General features: G+C 54.2%; 18 protein-coding genes. 4 read left to right on the forward strand and 14 right to left on the reverse strand.

All coding sequences use genetic code 11. The features are described from left to right. The first annotated feature begins 187 nt into the window (after positions 1–187). Positions 188–754 carry an endonuclease dU gene (locus tag ACTNE6_RS09925; RefSeq protein ID WP_442499572.1) on the forward strand — a complete coding sequence of 189 codons (567 nt, stop codon included), beginning with the start codon at positions 188–190 and terminating at the stop codon, positions 752–754. A 208-nt stretch (positions 755–962) separates the two neighbouring features. On the opposite strand, the gene ACTNE6_RS09930 is transcribed toward ACTNE6_RS09925, so the two are convergent. From ACTNE6_RS09930 to ACTNE6_RS09945, 4 genes are read right to left on the reverse strand one after another with little or no spacing between them, the layout of a single operon-like run. Beyond that, a complete protein-coding gene (locus tag ACTNE6_RS09930) occupies positions 963–1,562 on the reverse strand; it encodes a PqiC family protein (protein ID WP_442499573.1) in 600 nt (199 codons plus the stop codon). A 12-nt stretch (positions 1,563–1,574) separates the two neighbouring features. Then, positions 1,575–2,567, reverse strand: coding sequence for an MlaD family protein (locus ACTNE6_RS09935; RefSeq protein ID WP_442499574.1), 993 nt, complete (start codon positions 2,565–2,567; stop codon positions 1,575–1,577). Beyond that, positions 2,564–3,352 carry an ABC transporter ATP-binding protein gene (locus ACTNE6_RS09940; protein ID WP_442499575.1) on the reverse strand — a complete coding sequence of 263 codons (789 nt, stop codon included), beginning with the start codon at positions 3,350–3,352 and terminating at the stop codon, positions 2,564–2,566. Before ACTNE6_RS09940 ends, ACTNE6_RS09935 begins: the two co-directional genes overlap by 4 nt. A gap of 11 nt (positions 3,353–3,363) precedes the next feature. Further along, positions 3,364–4,509 carry an MlaE family ABC transporter permease gene (locus ACTNE6_RS09945; protein WP_442499576.1) on the reverse strand — a complete coding sequence of 382 codons (1,146 nt, stop codon included), beginning with the start codon at positions 4,507–4,509 and terminating at the stop codon, positions 3,364–3,366. Positions 4,510–4,876: 367 nt separating this feature from the next. Here ACTNE6_RS09945 and ACTNE6_RS09950 point away from each other — a divergent pair, with 367 nt between their 5' ends. Further along, positions 4,877–5,449 (forward strand): CAP domain-containing protein, encoded by a 573-nt coding sequence (locus ACTNE6_RS09950; protein ID WP_442499577.1) that lies wholly within the window; start codon positions 4,877–4,879, stop codon positions 5,447–5,449. Here ACTNE6_RS09950 and ACTNE6_RS09955 read toward each other — a convergent pair. The 10 genes from ACTNE6_RS09955 to msrA form a co-directional block, all read right to left on the reverse strand. Further along, entirely contained in the window at positions 5,446–6,120 is a 675-nt protein-coding gene (locus tag ACTNE6_RS09955; RefSeq protein WP_442499578.1) for an HAD-IA family hydrolase, read from the reverse strand. The genes ACTNE6_RS09950 and ACTNE6_RS09955 overlap by 4 nt on opposite strands. Before the next feature lie 127 nt (positions 6,121–6,247). Next, complete coding sequence (gene msrB / locus ACTNE6_RS09960) at positions 6,248–6,769, reverse strand: peptide-methionine (R)-S-oxide reductase MsrB (RefSeq protein ID WP_442499579.1); 522 nt, start codon at positions 6,767–6,769, stop codon at positions 6,248–6,250. A gap of 157 nt (positions 6,770–6,926) precedes the next feature. After that, on the reverse strand, positions 6,927–7,355 hold the full coding sequence (locus tag ACTNE6_RS09965; RefSeq protein ID WP_442499580.1) for a TOBE domain-containing protein: 429 nt from the start codon (positions 7,353–7,355) through the stop codon (positions 6,927–6,929). 26 nt (positions 7,356–7,381) lie between these two features. Continuing rightward, a complete protein-coding gene (gene modC / locus ACTNE6_RS09970) occupies positions 7,382–8,461 on the reverse strand; it encodes a molybdenum ABC transporter ATP-binding protein (protein ID WP_442499581.1) in 1,080 nt (359 codons plus the stop codon). After that, complete coding sequence (gene modB, locus ACTNE6_RS09975) at positions 8,458–9,144, reverse strand: molybdate ABC transporter permease subunit (protein WP_442499582.1); 687 nt, start codon at positions 9,142–9,144, stop codon at positions 8,458–8,460. Before modB ends, modC begins: the two co-directional genes overlap by 4 nt. Positions 9,145–9,160: 16 nt before the next feature. Next, positions 9,161–9,931 (reverse strand): molybdate ABC transporter substrate-binding protein, encoded by a 771-nt coding sequence (modA, locus tag ACTNE6_RS09980; protein WP_442499583.1) that lies wholly within the window; start codon positions 9,929–9,931, stop codon positions 9,161–9,163. A 99-nt stretch (positions 9,932–10,030) separates the two neighbouring features. Beyond that, a complete protein-coding gene (locus ACTNE6_RS09985) occupies positions 10,031–11,536 on the reverse strand; it encodes an alginate export family protein (RefSeq protein WP_442499584.1) in 1,506 nt (501 codons plus the stop codon). 355 nt (positions 11,537–11,891) lie between these two features. Then, entirely contained in the window at positions 11,892–12,335 is a 444-nt protein-coding gene (gene cynS / locus ACTNE6_RS09990; RefSeq protein ID WP_442499585.1) for a cyanase, read from the reverse strand. Between the two features lie 367 nt (positions 12,336–12,702). Beyond that, the gene (locus tag ACTNE6_RS09995; RefSeq protein ID WP_442499586.1) at positions 12,703–13,905 is read right to left on the reverse strand and encodes an NAD-dependent formate dehydrogenase; all 1,203 of its coding nucleotides are present in this window, start codon (positions 13,903–13,905) and stop codon (positions 12,703–12,705) included. Positions 13,906–14,075: 170 nt separating this feature from the next. Continuing rightward, on the reverse strand, positions 14,076–14,762 hold the full coding sequence (gene msrA, locus ACTNE6_RS10000) for a peptide-methionine (S)-S-oxide reductase MsrA (protein WP_442499587.1): 687 nt from the start codon (positions 14,760–14,762) through the stop codon (positions 14,076–14,078). A 619-nt stretch (positions 14,763–15,381) separates the two neighbouring features. Between msrA and ACTNE6_RS10005 the strand changes: the two genes are divergently transcribed. Further along, complete coding sequence (locus ACTNE6_RS10005) at positions 15,382–16,224, forward strand: TOBE domain-containing protein (protein WP_442499588.1); 843 nt, start codon at positions 15,382–15,384, stop codon at positions 16,222–16,224. 234 nt (positions 16,225–16,458) lie between these two features. Further along, positions 16,459–18,855, forward strand: coding sequence for a caspase family protein (locus ACTNE6_RS10010; RefSeq protein ID WP_442499589.1), 2,397 nt, complete (start codon positions 16,459–16,461; stop codon positions 18,853–18,855). Positions 18,856–18,942 lie beyond the last annotated feature (87 nt).

Consider the following 18,942-nt stretch of genomic DNA (forward strand, 5'->3'; position numbering starts at 1 on the left):
TGCTCGTGCCGGGTTTCCACAAAGCGCTAACCCAGCCAGCGAGCTTTAGAGAGCACAGAGAAATGGCTTGCCTGACCTCTGTGCTCTCGGCAACTGCTCCTGCGTTGCTCTACCTCCCGCATCCATGCGGTCGTCTGTGTCCTCTGTGGTTAATAAGCCTGTGTTAAAAAATTAAAAAATTTTAATTATGACTAAATCCCTTTCGCATGTCATAGGCTTCGACGACGCCCCGTTCCCGCGCACGCATAAAGGCGATGTGCTGCTGGTGGGCGCGGTTTACGCCGGTCTGCGCCTGGAGGCGGTGCTGAGCGGCAAAGTCAGGCGTGACGGGGCTAACGTTACGCAGACCATCATCAAGTTGATCAGCGGCTCACGTTTCGCCGGCCATTTGCAGTTGGTAATGCTGCAGGGCATCGCCTTTGCCGGTTTCAACGTGGTCGATCTGCCGCTGTTGCACGAGACGCTCGGCCTGCCGGTGCTGGTGGTCATGCGCAGGCGTCCCGATATGCAGACGATCAGGCAAACCCTGCTGAATCATGTACCTGGCGGCCAGCGAAAATGGCGGCTGATCGAACGGGCAGGGCCGGTGGAGCCGGTTCGGCAGGTTTTTGTGCAGCGGATTGGGCTTACCCTGGCCGATGCTGACCGGACGCTACGGTTTCTTGCCGTCAACAGCCATATCCCCGAACCGCTGCGGACGGCTCATCTCATAGCCGGCGGCGTCACCCTGGGAGAAAGCCGGCATCGGCCTTAGCTCTGCAACCTTGAGCACCGCTGGAGCGGTGCGGGATACATGCCAACGCGGAGCATCACTGCCATTAAGTTAAGACTTGTTTCGTTCGCCCTGATCTTGCCGAAGGGTGAGCGAAACAAGTCGTTAAGCCATTCATGGTTCGACAAGCTCACCACGACGAGCGGTTTAATTTAACGGCATTGACGTGAAGCGTGGGAATGAGAGAAATTTAAACGGCCAAGTCCTGCAGTTCATCGGCCAAATCGCGGCTTAGACGATCGAGGCATTCGTTGAGCGCTTTCACCATAACTGAGTAGTCAGTGGTCGAAGCAGGAACACGGTAAGACTCCTGCTGATTCAATACCATTCCATCATTGCGCGTTATCTGCCATTGCGCCTTCAAACCGGCCTGTTTTTGCGGATCCACATGAAATTCGAGAATATTGACCGATACCCGGAACTTTGCTCGTTCAGCCGTATTTGGATTGCTGGAGAATTCCACCTCGGCCGGCACCAGAAGCGCGAGGTTTTGGGCCAGCACGCGTCTGATATTGTGGTCCAGCGCCTCGGCCCAGCGATTGAGTTCGCTCAATTGATAAGCGTTCTGGCCTGTGGCTGTCACGATCTGAGGCCTGTCCACATAGTGCGGAATACGAATGGATGTCAGGATAATAATGGGCTTTTTGGCGGCTCCGGCTGTTTGTTTGAGGCTACTGATCGGCTCCAGCATATAGAATTGCGGCGGAGGCGTTGTACCGCCTATGCAGGCCGTCAGGGATATAAATATAACAGACAATAACGGAAGAAAAACGAGCCGGTTTATATGCATAATCCACATCCTCTAGTTATCTTTTCCGGTAATTACCGCTTCCGGATGGCGTTCCAGGTAGTCGGTCAGATTTTCCATGGAGCGTGCGGCATCTTTGAGCGCTTCCAGGGTTTCGGTCAGTTCCGATTCAGGCCCGACGGCGCCGCCCAGTTTCGCCATCGAATCCCGTGCTCTGTCAAGGGCAGCGGTTGCGGTGCTCAAGGTCTTGTCGGTGTTGGCGACGATAGGCTTGAGGTCTTTGATCAATGTGTTGGTGCTGACCATGGTTTTGTTCGTATTGGCCAGCAGCGGTTCCAGATTATGATTGAGCGTCTTTATCGTTTGCTCCATTCCCTCCAGGGTAGCGGCCAGGGCGGCAGTAGATTTCTTGACGTCTTTGGAAGCGATAAAGTCTTTGATTTCGCGCAAGCTGGCCGATAAATCCTGAACTATGTCTTCCAGAGGTAATTCGTTTAGTTTTTTTGCCACTTCCGAGGCCGTATTGCGAATTTCGTCCACGGTTGTCGGAATGGCGGGCAGTTCCAGCAATCCATGATATTCAAGGCCGGTAAACACAGGTGGCTTATCCCGATGCACATCGAAATCTATGAAAAGCAGCCCCGTCAATAAGCTTTGCATCTCGAGACGGGCACGGAAGCCCGCGGCGACGAGTCTGTCCCGGTTCTCCTCCCGCTCTTCACGCGTCATTGCCTTGGGAAAAGCCTTACCTTCTTTGCTAGTTAAAGTATTACGGTCGATCTCTATCACTACCGGCTTATATATCTTGGTGGCTTTCGGATCAATTTGTAGAGTGATCTCTGTGACCTGGCCGATTTTGACGCCCTGCATTTTTACCGGGGCGCCTATATCCAGCCCATTGAGTGAGGAATCAAAGAAAATGACGAAGTGGACTTTGTCGGTCTGTAAAAACCGCCCGCCGCCGAATATGAAGACTGCGACCAGCAAAAGCGCCAAAGCGCCGACCGTGAAACCGCCAATAGCAACAGGACTGACAGGTTTACTCATGGTAAGGTTTCTCCTTTCTGAGCCGGCTTATCGGCATTGCTTTCGCCGCGGGTCAGAAATTGAATGATTTTGGCATCGTTCGATTCAGCCAGCAGCTTTTTGGGCGAACCGGTCGCCCGCATGGTCTTGGTATCGGGATCGAGAAAAACCGAGTTAGTGCCGATGGCAAAGATGCTCGCCAGCTCGTGGGTGACGACGACAATGGTCGCTCCCAGCGTGTCGCGCAGGCTGGCGATCAGGTCATCCAGCAGTTTGGCGCTGACCGGGTCGAGTCCGGCCGACGGTTCATCGAAGAACAGTATCTCGGGATCGAGCGCCATGGCCCGGGCCAGACCGGCGCGTTTTTGCATGCCGCCGCTGATCTCGGACGGGTAATAATCCTCGAACCCCGCCAGACCGACCAAGGCAAGCTTGTAGGACACAATGTCGGCGATTTCATGCTTGCCCATACCGCTGAACTCGCCTAGCGGCAAAGCGATATTTTCAGCCAGCGTCAGGGAGCTGAACAAGGCGCCGCTCTGGTATAAAACTCCGATGCGGCGCATGATGTGAGTGCGTTCTTCGTCGCTGGCATGCCAGAAATCTTGCTGTTCGTAGAACACATCGCCTTTGGCTGGCCGCTGCAGGCCGATCAAATGCCTGAGCAGGGTGCTTTTACCGCAGCCGCTGCCGCCCATGATGATGAAGATATCGCCATGATCGATCGTGAAATTCAAATCCCGCTGGATCACGAAATCGCCGTAAGCCATGGTCAGATCCTTTACCGTGATGTGCGGTGCATTCATGGCTTATCCACTCAAATACCGAGCCGATCGCAGATCAGCGTAATCACCGAATCGGCCACCACGATGTAGACGATGCTGTTCACCACGGCCGTCGTTGCGGCGTCTCCGACAGCCGAAGCGCTGCGTCCGCACTGCATGCCGCGCATACAGCCGGCCGTTGCGATCAGGGTTGCGAATACCAGGCTTTTGAACAGCCCGATGCTGAAATCGGTCAGATCCACGGCCTTTTGGGTTTCGTTGTAGTACTGGATCAAAGATACATCGAACGCGCTGACCGTGACCATCGCCCCGCCCAAAATGCCCATCAGGTCGGCATACAGGCACAGCAGCGGCATCATCAGGATCAACGCCAGCATGCGCGGCAGCACCAGGAATTCCATCGGCGATATGCCCATAGTCTTGAGGGCGTCGATCTCGCTGTTGACGTTCATGGTGCCGAGTTGAGCGGCATAGGCGGCGCCGGTGCGCCCGGACATGATCACGGCCGTCATCAGCGCGCCCATCTCGCGCACCGTGCCCAGGCCGACCAGATCGGCGATATAGATCTGGGCACCGAACATGGCCAGCTGCACGGCGCCGACGAAAGCCAGAATCAGGCCCACCAGCAAGCTGATCAGCGTTACGATCGGCAGGGCCGCGGGACCGGCGTCCTGTATGCACAAGAACATATCAACAGTACGAAAGCGCGCCTTGCCCCGGACCAGCGTTAGGGTAGCCAGCACGGTCTCGCCGATAAAGGCAATCAGCCCCTTGGCGTCTTTAAGTCCTTTCAGGACCGTTTTGCCAATTTGGCCCAACGTGGATTTTTTTTGCTCCGTGCGGCGCGCCCCGGCCCGTTCGGGCACCGCGCGCGCCAGTTTGAGCAGCGCCTGTACGCCTTCAGGCAATCCGGAGGCATCGACTTCAATATCATGGCTCTGACAATAATCGATGATCCTGAGGAGGTAAGCCGGCAGCCGGCTGTCCCAGCTTCCAAGCTCATGCGCCTGTAGTAAAACATGGCTTGGATTTTTAGAGGTATTCAAATCCGCGATCACCTGTTCGGCCTGCTTGATTGTCGCGCCATGGTTCCAGTTGCCGGTCAACTGTATAGCCACGGTCGAATCGTCAATCCGGATGAAATTGACCTGGCCCGATACAGCGCTGACAGCGCTCACGGCATTCTCCTGCGAGCATCGTCTTCAGGGCATTCAGATCCTGTTCGCTGGTCATGAGGTTTTTTGATAATGCCGGTCTTTAACATAAATCGTTTCCGCCATAGTAAGAAAAGTTCATGCAAGAAAGTGTATCGCTGTCCGGATCTGACTGGGCAGGGAATATCGAAGGCACTGTTAAGACAGCAGCGATGGCTTTTGTATCCTGGTGTTAGAGCCTGCATACCAAATCAATAAGACAATGTATGTTTACTTGTTGATAGGTTTAAGTATTTTTAAAGTAGCGATTGACTATAATTTGCGCCCCGACAAGGCAACTTATCTTCCTGCCTCAATCTCTAACTGATAACTCTGTTTTTACTATCCCAAAATGAACAAAATTTTGCTAATGCCATTGTTATGGCTGATGGTTTCTTATGGCCCGGCAAAAGCCGGCTCCATTACCGAGCCCCGAATAAATCCGGTTCAACTGGAATATCAGATTCACCTGCAGATCAATCGCGAGCGGCAGAAATACGGCCTGGCTCCATTGGTTCAGGATGAAAATCTGACGTTTATAGCGCGTAATCACAGTCTGGATATGGCGAGGAATAATTTTTTCAGCCACATCAATCTGCTGGGTGAAGGTCCGGCCGAGCGCGGTAAACGCCAGGGCTGGAACAGGCAAAAACAGATCGGCCCCAACACATTGAGAACCGGTTTATCGGAAAATATTTTCCAGAACAGCCTTTACAGCACAATATTGAAGACGATCCAGGACGGCATCACCGTTGACCAGGAATATATCTGGTACAGCCTGGAGCAGATCGCACAAACGACAGTGCAGAGTTGGATGGATAGCCCGTCGCACCGGAAAAATATCCTGTCGCCTCTGATTGACCGGCAAGGCATCGGCGTTGCCGTTTCAGGCAACGATGTCTATGTGACGGAGGATATGTTTTAACGGCGCTCTAATGGAACGATGGGGCGAGTATTATGGGCAAGTTGGGCGAGCAATTGAGGAAGCTTCAGCATATCGTCAAATGACTCTGCATCTCCGGCTTGGCTTAACGGGGTTTCACAATTGCCTACATACTGGAATGCGTTCATTCCTGCCGCTGCGGCTGCCTCAATTCCAACTTCGCTATCTTCTATAACCACACATTGGCCGGGTAAAAAGCCCATCGCATTCGCTGCGTATTGGAATAAGCCCGGATCTGGCTTCCAAGAGCCAACTTCATACGAACTGAAGATATTATTGCCAAAGTAAGGCGCGAGACCGCTAATTTCGAGCGCCTGACGGATTTTCAAAGGCGGTCCGCTTGAGGCAATGCACTTGGGAAAATTCGTGGTTTCGAGCATTTCAATAACGCCGGGTATGGGTTTCAGCTCGCTAGAGAAGAGTTCCGTAACACGCTGACGGTAATGCTGTTCAAAGTTATCCGGTAAATTCTGGCAAAGATGGCGCTCAAGATCAGAAAAAATTTGAGCCAGCTTTTTGCCGCGATATCGTTGGATCAATGACTCCACGGTATCGGTCAACTGCGGAAGCAGATCAAGAAACGCTTGATTGCAAAGCCTCTCACTATCCACGAGCGTGCCGTCCAAATCAAAGATTACACAGATGAGGGCCATTTATCGAGATGCCTGACGTAGACTATAAAAACCGTATATCTTCCATACTTTTTGCATTAACGATAATCAAGTTTTGATGTTAGTCAAGTTTGACAGTGGCATATCATTCGGACTTGATATTGCATCGCTACCTTGATCCTTTTTCAAATAATGGCACAAATTCCCCATAGCCGCTTTCCTTGAGCTTGTCGGCCGGAATGAAGCGCAGCGCGGCAGAATTCATGCAGTAGCGTTTGCCGCCTGCCTCTTTGGGGCCGTCATCGAAGACATGGCCCAAGTGAGAGTCGGCCAAGCGGCTGCGGATTTCGGTGCGTGTCGTGAAAAAACCATGATCTATTTTGGTCGTAATGCTGTCCATACTGATCGGCCTGGTAAAACTCGGCCAGCCCGTCCCTGAGTCGTATTTGTCCTGCGAACTGAACAAAGGCTCGCCGGAAACCACATCAACATAAATGCCGGGCTGCTTGTTATTCCAGTACTCGTTGTCGAACGCGCGCTCCGTGTCTTCATGCTGCGTCACGTCAAACTGCAGCGGCGTTAGCCGTTTTTTCAGCTCATCCTGCGTGGGCTTCACGAATGAGCGGGCATCCCAGGCTGAAGCTGTGGCGGCCCATAGCGATAAAGTCAGCAATAAAATGGTTTTGTTCATAGCAAACCTCCGGAAAATTACACATAGCCGCTATCGTAAGCATTGCCTTAAGACAATGTTTATTTCCGGTAATTCACGTAAAGCCGGGGAGCGAACAGAGAAAGGCAAGGGAAACAGCCGGTTCTGATGTTCAATCCCCGGAAAAGATCGGTAACGCTTAGCTTGCAACGCCCAGGATCACCGCGCCGGCTTTGAATACGACGGTTGCAGGCTGGCCTTTGCGCAAGCCCAGCGTTTCAGCGCTTTCGTTAGTGACGGTGGCGGCAATCTGTTCGCCGCCGGCTAATTCGATGTCGACTTCGGCATTGACCGCGCCCGGCTTGACTTGAGTGATCGTACCGGACAGTTGATTGCGGGCGGAAAGCCGATAGCCGCCGAAATCGGTGACAATGATGATTTGCGGCGCCTTGACCAGCGCAATGACTTCCGTGCCGGTTTTGATTGCCAGGTTTTCCGCTGATTCTTTGGTGATCGAGGCGACAATCGTAGCGCCTCCGTTCAGACCGACATGCACTTCGGCATTGACCGCGCCGATAATGACTTCCTTGACCGTGCCTTTGAATTGATTGCGTGCGCTTGCTTTCATGATAAAAACTCCCTGTTTAATATTGATTAATTCAAGATCGAGGTGCCCTTGATCTGCACATAAACCCCCATGCCGACCTGCAAATCCAGCAATATTGCCGATTTGCGGGTGATGTGCGCCAGCAATGCCTGAGTGCCAACCCGCAGGCGCACCACGGTCTGGCCGTCGTGACTATTGGCCAGGCCTGTGATGGTGGCGAGAAGGACATTGAGAATGCTGGTGGCGTTTGGCGCCTCAAGACAGATGCTAACATCCCGGGCATAAATTTGCACGCGCAGCTGTGTGCCGGCATCGGCATCAATGGACGGCAGACTAAGCGTGCCGCCGGCAAAAGCAACGTGGGTCAGATGGTAATCGGTTTCGTGTTCAACGACGGTAACAGGCCAGACCGTGGCCGCCTCCCGGTCATGCGCCAGCGGCACGTCGAGGCGGCTCAGCGTTTCCGCCAGCGGACCCGAAGCAAGCGCCCGGCCTTCGGCCATAATCACCAGAGTGTCGGCCAGTTGCGCGACTTCCTGCTGGGAATGCGTGACATAAAGCACCGGAATGTTGAGTTCCCTATGCAGGTGGATCAGAAACGGCAGTATTTCCTGCTTGCGCTGGGAATCCAGCGCCGCCAGCGGCTCGTCCATCAGCAGCACTTCGGGGTTCAAGGCCAGTGCCCGGGCGATGGCGACGCGTTGCCGCTCGCCGCCCGATAGCCCTTCGGGCATTCTGTTCAATAGATGGCCGATGCCCAGCAATTCGATCACCTGTTGCAGATCGACCGCGTCCGGTGTTCTGCCGATCCGTTCCCGGCCAAACTGCAAGTTGTCTGCGACGGTCAGATGCGGAAACAGGCTGGCCTCCTGAAATACATAACCCAGAGCCCGTTTATGGGTCGGCACGAACACGCCGCGCTCGCTGTCTTGCCAGATCTTGCCGTTGATTTCCAGAAAGCCTTGAGGCGCGCGCTGCAGACCGGCAATGCAGCGCAGCAAAGTGGTCTTGCCGGAACCGGACGGGCCGAACAGCACAGTAATGCCCGAACCGGGCAGGCACAGATCGACGTCGAATTGAAATTCGACGTAATCGAGAAGAAAGCGGGCGTTGATAGTCTGGGTCATTTGAGTTGATGGGCGACAGGGTGGGTTTTCAACACGCTGTACATCAACAGCAATACCGAGAACGAAAACGCCAGCAGGCCGCCGGCCAGCCAGTGCGCCTGAGCGTATTCCAGCGCTTCGACATGATTGTAGATCTGCACCGACACGACCCGCGTCTTGTCGGGAATATTGCCGCCCACCATCAGCACCACGCCGAATTCGCCGACCGTATGCGCAAAACCCAGGATCGTGGCGGTCAGAAAGCCGGGCCGGGCCAGAGGCACCACGACATTGAAAAAAGTATCCAGCGGACCGGCGCGCAGCGTGGCCGCGGCTTCCAGGGGCCGATCGCCGATGGCGGCGAAGGCAGCCTGCAAGGGTTGTACCACAAACGGCAATGAATACAGCACTGACGCCACGACCAGACCGCTAAAGGTGAACGGCAAGGTACCAAGGCCCAATCGGGTAGTCAATTGGCCTATAGGACCGCTTGGCCCCATCAGTATCAACAGATAAAAGCCCAGCACGGTCGGCGGCAGCACTAGCGGCAAGGCCACCAGGGCGTTGCAGACGCCTTTCCAGGGCGACGCCGTGCGCGCCAGCCACCAGGCCAGCGGCGTTCCCAGGATCAGCATCAGCACGGTCGCCAGTCCGGCGACTTTAAAAGTCAGCCACAGAGTGGTGATATCGGCGGGGGTTAGCATAAAGTTGCCTTGTTCATCACTTGGGCAAACCGAAGCCGTATTTTTCTATGATAGCCAAAGCTGTTGGCGATTTGAGGAAATTCACCAAAGCGAGGGCAGCCGGGTTTTCGGCGCCGGTTTTCAGTAATACTGCCGTTTGCCGGAATGGGCTGTGCAGCGTATCCGGAATGATCCAGCCCGAACCGCTGCCGATTTTTCCACTTGCGACATCGATGACTTGCGCCAGTCCGACAAAGCCGAGTTCGGCATTGCTGGTGCTGACGAACTGAAAGGTTTGGGAAATGTTTTCGCCTTGCACGAATAAAGGGCGCAGCTTTTCCAACACGCCCAGATGACGCATCACTTCTTCCGCTATCACACCGTAAGGGGCATGGCTGGGATCGGCCAGCGCCAGGTGCTGGAAGCCGCCCTTAGTCAGGATATGGCCCTGATCGTCAACATATCCCGGCTTGGCCGACCAGAGCACCAGCTTGCCTATGGCGTATACGAAACGACTGTCAGCCACGGCAAGGCCGGATTTTTCCAATTCCAACGGGTATTTCTCGCTGGCTGACAGATACACTTCGAACGGCGCGCCGCTCTGGATCTGCGCAAATGCCTTGCCGGAAGAACCGAACGACAGTTTGGCGCTGTGGCCGGTGGCTTTTTCGAACTCTGCGGCGATTTCGGTCATCGGTTTAGTGAAATCGGATGCCACCGCTACCAACGTGGTTTCGGCGTGCGCGATCGCGTTGAGAGAGAACAGACACAAAGTCAGCAGGACGCTCTTTAAACAATTAAACGACATGGCTTATCTCCAAGATAAAAAGGCTGTTGAAGCGGGGCATTCCTTCCGCCTGCCGGCAAGCGCCGGCTGTAAACAAAGCGTCGCACGGGCGACATGATACTAAAACCGGAACAAACTCTGCACATAGAAATAATCAAGATCCCTGGCATCCGGCGCCGATGGCGCGTTTTTGGCGAATTCGCCTTTGAACAGATGCGCCCAGCCGGTTTCCAGATTCAGGCTGCTGTTGATATCCCAGCGCGCAGCCAACTCCAGCTGATGGCCGACAAAAGTGCCGGTATTGCCGGTTGTGTCCTGCAAGTTGGCGGCGGTCCAGGCGTCCTTGTCCTCGGCCAGCCAGAAAAACCGGTGGCTTAGAAAGGCTTGCACGTCGGAGCGCGGCTTGATGCCGATCCGGTAACCCGGCGAGTTGACGTTGCTGCGGGCGAACGTGCCGTAGATGCCGGTAGGTCCGTACTGGAAACGGCGCGCGCCGAACAGGGTGTCGAAACGTCCGTCCTTGCCGTCGTTCGGATCGCGGTCACCGCTGGCATAGTCGTATTCGAGCGCCAGGCGCGGGGACCACGGCAGATTGAAGGTATAGCCGACATTGAAATTCTGATACCAAGCCCGATGCTGAAGGTCCCTGCCGTCGGAGGCGTTTCTGCTGGAGCGCACCGTGCCAATCTGACCGATGGCTTCCAGTTCGAAATCGAACTGCTCTTTGGCGGGCTTGCGGTAAAGGCGCATGCCGGGCGTGAAATAGCGGCGATTGCTGGTGGGGTTGCGTTTGCGGTCGCCTTCGTCCAGATGGTACAGATACAGTTCGGCATTGGTTTTCCAGGGCAGATCGTAGACTTCCAGAAAACCGCCGGAGAACCAGGTCTGATATTCCGGCTCGTCGAAACTGTGGAAATGGTCGAGAAGCTGCGCCGAATTATTAGGATAACGGCCGACCGGCATGGTGACAAAGGCATTGAATTGCCAGTTGCCGTAGTCGAGAAGGCGCAGCCGCAAACCGTCGAAAGTGTTGATGGTGTTGCGCATATTATTTCTGGCAATCAGGCGGCGGCTGCCGAAATTCAAAGTCTGCCGGCCGGCGATGACTTCCGCGCCCAGGCCGCTGTAAAGCACGTTCTGATCGGCCCAGGCCAGATAGCCCTGGATAAAATCGGCTTCATCGACATGGGTGTTGTTGATGCCGGAGCCTTCATCCGCGTCGAATTGCCGCGCATCGAGAAATTCGCCGCCGATTCGCCAGTGGCCGAAGCGCGCTTCCAGCGACAGGTCGATCTGCATCGGAATTTGCTGGTCGCCGCCCTGGCTGTTGGCTTTAAAACTGCCGTCCAGGGTTTCGTAGCGGGTGCGCTGCTCCAGCGATACCGACAGCCAATCCGGCAGATTCAGGGCATCGTGCAGATTCCAGACCGGCTTCTCGTATTTGCCGAAACCGTTCAGCGCATCGTGCATCTGGCTGGAAAACGGGGCAAAAGGCGGCTGAGTGTAGCTTTTCTTTTCTGTCTCCGCCTGAATGGGACTGCTGCTCCCCATATAAATGCCGCCGGCGATAATCAAGCTGAGTGTATGGCCGGCGGCAGTCATGCCGGTAGTATGTTTTCTTTGCATGGTCAAACCTGATAATTATTATTGTAAGTACGAAACTTATATCGCAACGCTTACTTTGAGACCCCCCAAAAAATAAACATCGCTCTAGCTTGATTCGTTATATATGTAAGTATATAGCGATAGTGATTTCCAAGCAAATAATGTGCCGGCTATTGAGATGACACATGTCATTGAGTCATATCGGTTATTGTTGTTGAGCCGGAAAGCGAATAATGTCGGGTTTCAAACATTTACTAGCCCCTGTGGAAGCGATGCCTACAAGGAGCATAGAAATCGACATCGGGATGCAAGCGGATACACTCTTTCGGCCGAAAGGCGGGAGGGCGGCGGTTTGATTTCCAGGGAGAAGGGCGCTTCAGTAGGTTTTATAAGGCAGAAATTTTCCTGACATCGTGATCTTGACGCGGTCGCCATTAGGGTCGGGTTCGCGGGTCAGATCCATCTTGAAGTCGATGGCGCTCATGATGCCGTCGCCGAACTCTTCATGGATCAGTTCCTTGAAGGTCGTCCCATACACATTGATCAATTCGTGGAAGCGGTAGATCAGCGGATCGGCCGGGATGGCGGTGGGCAATGAACCTTTGTAAGGCACAACCGTCAGCCATTGTCTCTCTTCCTCGGCCAGATCGAACAATTCTCCCACCACGTCGGCCTGAGCTTTCGTGAGCGTCATCTGGCCGAGGCAGGCGGCCGTGACCCATTCCTTGCTCAGACCGACCTTTGCCGCGACGTCAGCCCATTTCAGCCCCCGGCTGACTTTGGCGGCAATGATTTTCTCGGTAACGTTGATTCTGTTCATTGGATTCTCCTGATCTGTGAAAAAATGCGTATGAGTGGTACGGATAGATGGCGATTCATGAGGACTTCTTCATTAACCTGTTGACAAGAAATACAGGGTACGCATTGCGTACCTTTTCCAACGGTTCCGGTGAATGCCATCCCAAAAGGTACGCGGTGCGTACCCTACCGGATTTATGAATGCCTCTGGCGCCCTGTCGGTCAGTGAATGGCTCGCTTCATGCAGGACAGGAAAAGGCTTGGCGGAAGGGCTTTGCCGCTATTTTTTGTTCTATTTCCGAGCGCCACAGGTTAAGCCCTTCCCCAAGTTGGTTAAAGGGATGCAGGCATTGGCCGCCGCATCCCGCTTTCAGGTCAAACGACGGTTATCAATTCTTCCTGAATTTAGCCGCTTCTTCCGAGCCGCCGGTGGCGTCGCCTTTGCTGTAGGAATGCGCGCCTACGCCCGCCAGCTGGCCGCCTTGAACCACCAGATACTCGTTGCGGATGGGCCGGCCCTCGAAGTAGCATTCCAGTATCTCGCGCACGCCGGCTGCATAGCGCGTCTGCGCCGACAGGCTGGTGCCTGAAATGTGCGGCGTCATGCCGTGATGCGGCATCGTGCGCCACGGATGGTCGTTCGGCGCCGGCTGAGGAAACCAGACATCGCCGGCATAACCCGCCAATTGACCGCTTTCCAGGGCGCGGACGATGGCGTCGCGATCGCACAGTTTGCCGCGCGCCGTATTGATCAGGTAAGCGCCGCGTTTGAAATTCTTCAGCGTCTGCTCGTTGATCATGTGCTCGGTTTCAGGATGCAGCGGACAATTCAGGGTCACGACGTCGCACACTTTGGTCAGGCTGTCCAGGCTGGTGTGATAGGTCACATCGAGTTCCTGTTCGACCGATTCCGGCAGGCGATGGCGATCCATATAATGCAGTTTCACACCGAAAGGTTTGAGCAGGCGCAGTACGCGCAGGCCGATACGGCCGGCAGCCACAGTACCGACTTGCATCGCTTCCAGGTCGTAGGAGCGCGCCACGCAGTCGGCGATATTCCAGCCGCCTTTGATCACCCAGTTGTAGGACGGGATATAGTTGCGCACCAGCGCGAGCGTCACCATCACCACATGCTCGGCGACGCTGTTGCTGTTGCAGTAAGTGACTTCGGCGACAGTAATGCCGCGCTCCATCGCCGCCTGCAGGTCAGTATGGTCAGAGCCGATGCCGGCCGTCACGATCATCTTGAGATTTTTCGCCTTGGCGATGCGTTCGGCGGTCATGTAAGCCGGCCAGAACGGCTGCGAAATCACAATGTCGGCATCGTGCAGTTCGCGGTCCAGGACGCTGTCGGCGCCGTCCTTGCTGGAGGTGACGATAAATTGATGGCCGTTTGATTCCAGATACTTGCGCAGGCCCAGTTCGCCGGACACGCTGCCAAGCAGGGCGCCGGGCTTGAAGTCAATGGCCTTGGGCGTCGGCAGGGTTTGCCCGTCCGGATAACGCTCTGGCTGCGGGCAGTCATCCCGTGCGTAGGAAGTCGGATAACCGTCGATCGGATCATCGTAAAGAACAAAAATAATTTTAGCCATTTTTCCATCTCCATTATGAGTTGAATTTTGAAGATCGGTCCTGATCTTTGATTGATCGGGACCGGGGTTTATCCTGGCCAGATGACAATATTGTCCGCTTTACGGGTGACGGGCGCCTAATCGTTTGAAGATATGGCTTGATAACTCGCGGTTATCGATGAATCGAATCGTTATTGCCGTTTCGAATCGCGATAGGCCACTCCGGTCCCGCCCAAGCCGCAATAACCCAGCGGATTTTTTTTCAGATAATCCTGATGATACGCTTCGGCGGACGTATAGTTTTTCAGCGGGGCAATTTCAGTGGTAATGGGCTTGGTGATGCCGGTCACTTTTAAATTGGTTTGATAGATGTCTCGTGTTTTCTCCGCCAGTTGCCGTTCTTCATCGGTACGATAAAAGATGGCGCTGCGGTAATTGCTGCCTACATCGTTGCCCTGGCGATTGCTCTGGGTGGGGTTGTGGTTTTCCCAAAACTGAATCAGGACCCGTTCAAGCGTGGTCTGCTTGGGGTCGTAATAGACTTTGACCACTTCCGCATGGTTTTTGACGGCTTTGCCTTCCTGTATGGATTTTTCGGTATTGTGGAGCGTCTCGTAGCTGGGATGGGCGATATCGCCCCCGGCATAGCCGGATTCAACATCCAATACGCCACCCAGGGTTTGCATGCGTTTTTCCGCGCCCCAGAAACACCCCATCCCCAGGACGATATAAGGGGTGTCAGAGCCAACAGCCGCTTTATTCAGGGAAGGGTTGACGCTTTTGCCCGCAAGCACGGAAGAACTCAGCAATACGCCAGTTGCGATCACTAAAACGCCTATCATAGGTAAAGACCAAAATGCTTGATGCCATCTGTTCACAAATATGTCCTTCATAAATTTGGTTGCGTAATTGGAGCAGCTCAGCTCCGTGTATATTGTTTGATCGTATGGAATCGATATTCGTTGCGGTTGCCGGTGAAATTGTTTACTCGGCGGAGTTATCAAAAAACATGATGCCTCGGAGAATGGGCAAGCATATGGGGGCCCTGCGGTTTAATCGTTCATGGCGATCAGGCCGATTTCCCTCGACAGTTCCGGAAGCAACGGCAGGGCGGCGACTTTCTGCTGCATTTCAAACAGGCTCATATGAACAGCGGCACCTGCCGGAAGTTGAAGCCACAGAGGTAAATCAGGCGCTCGTTGCGCGCGCCCAGGTTTTGCACCGAGATGCCAGGCAGCAGATTCAAGGCCGAAGCGGCATCGTTACGATTATTGTGCGCAATATCCTCGGCTGTGATGGTTTCCTTGTCGGAAAGTGATTCCTGTTAGTTGCCCATGGAATGAGGAATGGTTCTTGCGCACGTTCCAGGCCATGAATGACTTATAATCGCGGACTTTCGCCCGCATTGGCATGATGGCTGTGTAAGAACAAGACTTATCCGTTTCCATCCGAATGAAAAGTGGGCTATCCAACCCTTTCGAGGCAACCAACACGACGATGACCAACAACTCAAACCGCGACGATTTTTCTACCGCCTGGATCGAAGGCGAACTGCGGCTGGCCGGCATACTGGACAGCCGCATGATCGGCTTGCTGAAGGCTATCGATGAAAGCGGTTCCATCAATCAGGCCGCCAAGCAGGTGGGCTTAAGTTACAAGGGCGCCTGGCAGATGATAGAACGCGCCAACAATCTCGCTCCTAAAGTGTTGATCGCCACGACGACCGGCGGCAGCAAGGGCGGCGGTACTCGGCTGACTGTCTCCGGCCAGGCGCTGCTGCAGCTGTTTACCCGGCTGGAGCAGCAGCATCGGCAGTTCTTGCTGCAACTCAATCAGAATCTGGTGGACGATCCCGAGATGCTACTGCTGCTTAAACCGTTGACCATCAAAACCAGCGCCACTAACCAATTGTTCGGTACGATCACCCGCATTCAGCCCGGTGCCATTAATGCCGAAGTGATCGTCGAATTAAAAGGCGGTGAACAGATTGTCGCTGACTTGAGTTTGTCAACGCTTGACCGGCTTGAACTCAACATTGGCAAGGATGTGCTGTTGCTGATCAATGCCCCGGAGATTGGCATCGTTACCGATTTCGGCCATCAACAATTCTCGGCGCGCAACTGTCTGCCAAGCAGAGTGATTCGCTTGCAGCGGGACGGCGTTGAATTGCAGGTCGCGCTCCGGTTGCCTGGCGGAGACAGTCTTATCGCCACGATAACCCAAGCCAGCGCCGAATCCCTGGGGCTGAAATGCGATATGCCGGTCAATGCCGTGTTTAAAAGCAATGCCGTGATGCTCGCCGTGGCGGCGCTTGAAGAATCTCATCCACCAGCCCAGTAAGGTTTCTGCCTGGAAACGATAAGAAAATCTCGGTCTGAGAACGGAATAGAGCGACTGAAGTCGCCCCCACAAGCTTATAGCTTCCGGAATCGGCAAAGAATGCGGCAGCAAGGATGTGCTGCGGTTTGGGCCATGAAGTTCAGCCATATTATTAGCAAGCCACATGAGATACAATCTTGCCAAGATTTTATAATTCATGCGAGTCATCGCTAATAATGCGGGGGGTATTTAATAATGATTTCTAAAAGAAGAATAACAGCTTCTTCCACAGCCCGTTTTACCTGGACTGCAAGGCCCAAGTATTTTTTTCTGTGTTTATCCTTTACCGTGCTGATCGGCTGCCAAACCGACCCCGGTACCGATCTCAACAATTCCAGCGCGACGGAAGGCTTTTCGCCGAAAGATACCGACAAGCTTTTCGTCGTCGATTGTTTGCTGCCAGGCCAGGTCCGCAAGCTCGGCACCCAAATGACCTACATTTCCAGCCGTCGCCCCATCAGAACGACAGCCGGCGAATGCGAAATTCGCGGCGGCGAATATGTGGCTTACGATCGCGCTAATTTCGCATCGGCTTTGAAAGTATGGCTGCCGCAGGCGCAACAGGGCGACGCGGAGGCGCAGGTGACGCTGGGCGAGATTTATGAAAAAGGCCTGGGCGGAATGGCCGATCCCGCACTGGCTGCGCAATGGTATTTAAAAGCGGCCGAGCAGGGCAATTCCAGAGCCCAAGTCAACCTCGGCTATCTTTATGAGAAAGGCCTGGGCGTAAAGAAAGACATTCCGACCGCATTGAACTGGTACCGCAAGGCATCAGGCCTGGCAAACTCGGATCTGCAGTTTGCCTCGGTAACCGAAGCGGCCGTGGCCAATACCTATAAGGAGCAACTGGAGGAACTGCGCCAGGAGTCGCAAAGCCATGCGGAAGAAGCCAAGAGCCTGCGCAAGGAACTGGATGAGACCCGGCAGCAATTGTCCAGCCAGCAGCGCAAACTGTCGGATCTGCGCAGACAGCTCGACAATACGCGTGACAAACTGGAACAGGAACGCGGAAAATCCAATCGCAATGACGCCCTGATCCACTCTCTGGAAAAAGACCTGGAAGAGAAATTATCCAGCCTGAATGCCCAGCAAACCAGAGTCTCTCAGCTTGAAACCCAATTCCATAAAGAACAGCAGCAAGCCAAGGCTGGGGGCGATGCATCCGGTGCGGCAAATGAATCAGGCCGCCAGCAGCAGACGGCACAGTCCAGGCAAAAACTGGAGCAACTGCAGGAACAATTGAAATCGCTGGAAGCGGAGTATCACAATACTTCTATCCGCATCAAAAGCGATATGAGCGCGCTTGAAGGCAAGGCATCCGAGACGGGCTCCACACAGGAAAAGCTTGCGCTGGAAAAATTGCGCGGCAAACTCAAGCAGGATAAGAGCGAGCTGTTGGCTCAGGGACTGCAGATCAAGGAATTGAAAAAGACGATCGAGCAGGAGCGGCAGGCGTTGGCAAGCCTTGAGGCTACTTCATCCCAGGCGCTGGCGCAAAACGGTCCGGTCATCGATATCATCGATCCGCCGATGACGCTGACCCGCGGCGTACCCAGCTATCAATTAAGATCCATTGACCGCAGCAAGAAAATCGTCGGCAAGGTCGGCGCCGCAGACAGCCTGAAAACACTGCAGATCAATGAGCAAGACACGCCGGTCGACGCCGACGGCACATTCCGCACCGACATCGCTATCGAAAGCGCTCTGACGCCGGTCAAGATCGTAGCAGTCGATAAACAGGGCAAACGCAGCATCGTCACTTTCAATCTGCTGGCTAAAAATCAGGAGACAGTTGCCGATGAAAAAACCTTGCCGGTCAAAGCCAGCTCAAAATCCTATCCATCCGTTGATTTCGGCCGGTTTTACGCCTTGATTATCGGCAATAACGACTATAAACAATTGCCGACGCTGAAAACATCGATCAATGACGCCAAAGCGGTCGATGAAATGCTGCGGACGCGCTACGGCTATAAAACCACGCTGTTGGTCAACGCCAGCCGGCATCAGATCATGACCGCTTTCAACGATCTGAGAAAGGTGCTGACGGATAAGGACAATCTGCTGATTTACTATGCCGGTCACGGCGAGATCGATAAAAACGACCAGAGCGCCTATTGGCTGCCGTCCGATGCTGAACCGGACAATAACGCCAACTGGCTGTCCAGCCATAATATCACGCAGTATTTGAGCATTCTGCCGGCGAAACATATTCTGGTCATTGCCGATTCATGTTATTCCGGCGCCATGACTGAAACGTCCATCGTGCGCCTGCCGGATGAAATGCCCGAAGAAAAACGTGAAAAATGGCTGAAATTCATGAACAACCGCAAGGCCAGAACCGTCATGACGTCAGGCGGCGTCAAGCCGGTGCTGGATTCAGGCAGCGGCGGCCATTCGGTATTTGCCAATGCGTTTCTGAGGGCGTTGGGCTCCAATACCGGTCTGCTCGAGGATTATGAGCTGTACAGAATCCTCTCCGGCAAAGTCAAGCAATCCGCGTCACAGATCGGCTTTCAGCAAAGTCCGCAATATTCCGCCATGCAGCATGCAGGGCATGAAGGTAGCCCGTTCTTTTTCGTACCAAGGAGCTGAGAAGACAGGCATTGTTAGATAAAGTAAGTTGTAGGTGCGAATTCACTTGTGCCTTTAGGGTATTCGTACTGTTTTTTGGATATAGAG

The organism is Methylobacter sp. sgz302048 (genome assembly GCF_052162025.1).
In the GTDB taxonomy this organism is placed as follows: Bacteria; Pseudomonadota; Gammaproteobacteria; order Methylococcales; family Methylomonadaceae; genus Methylobacter.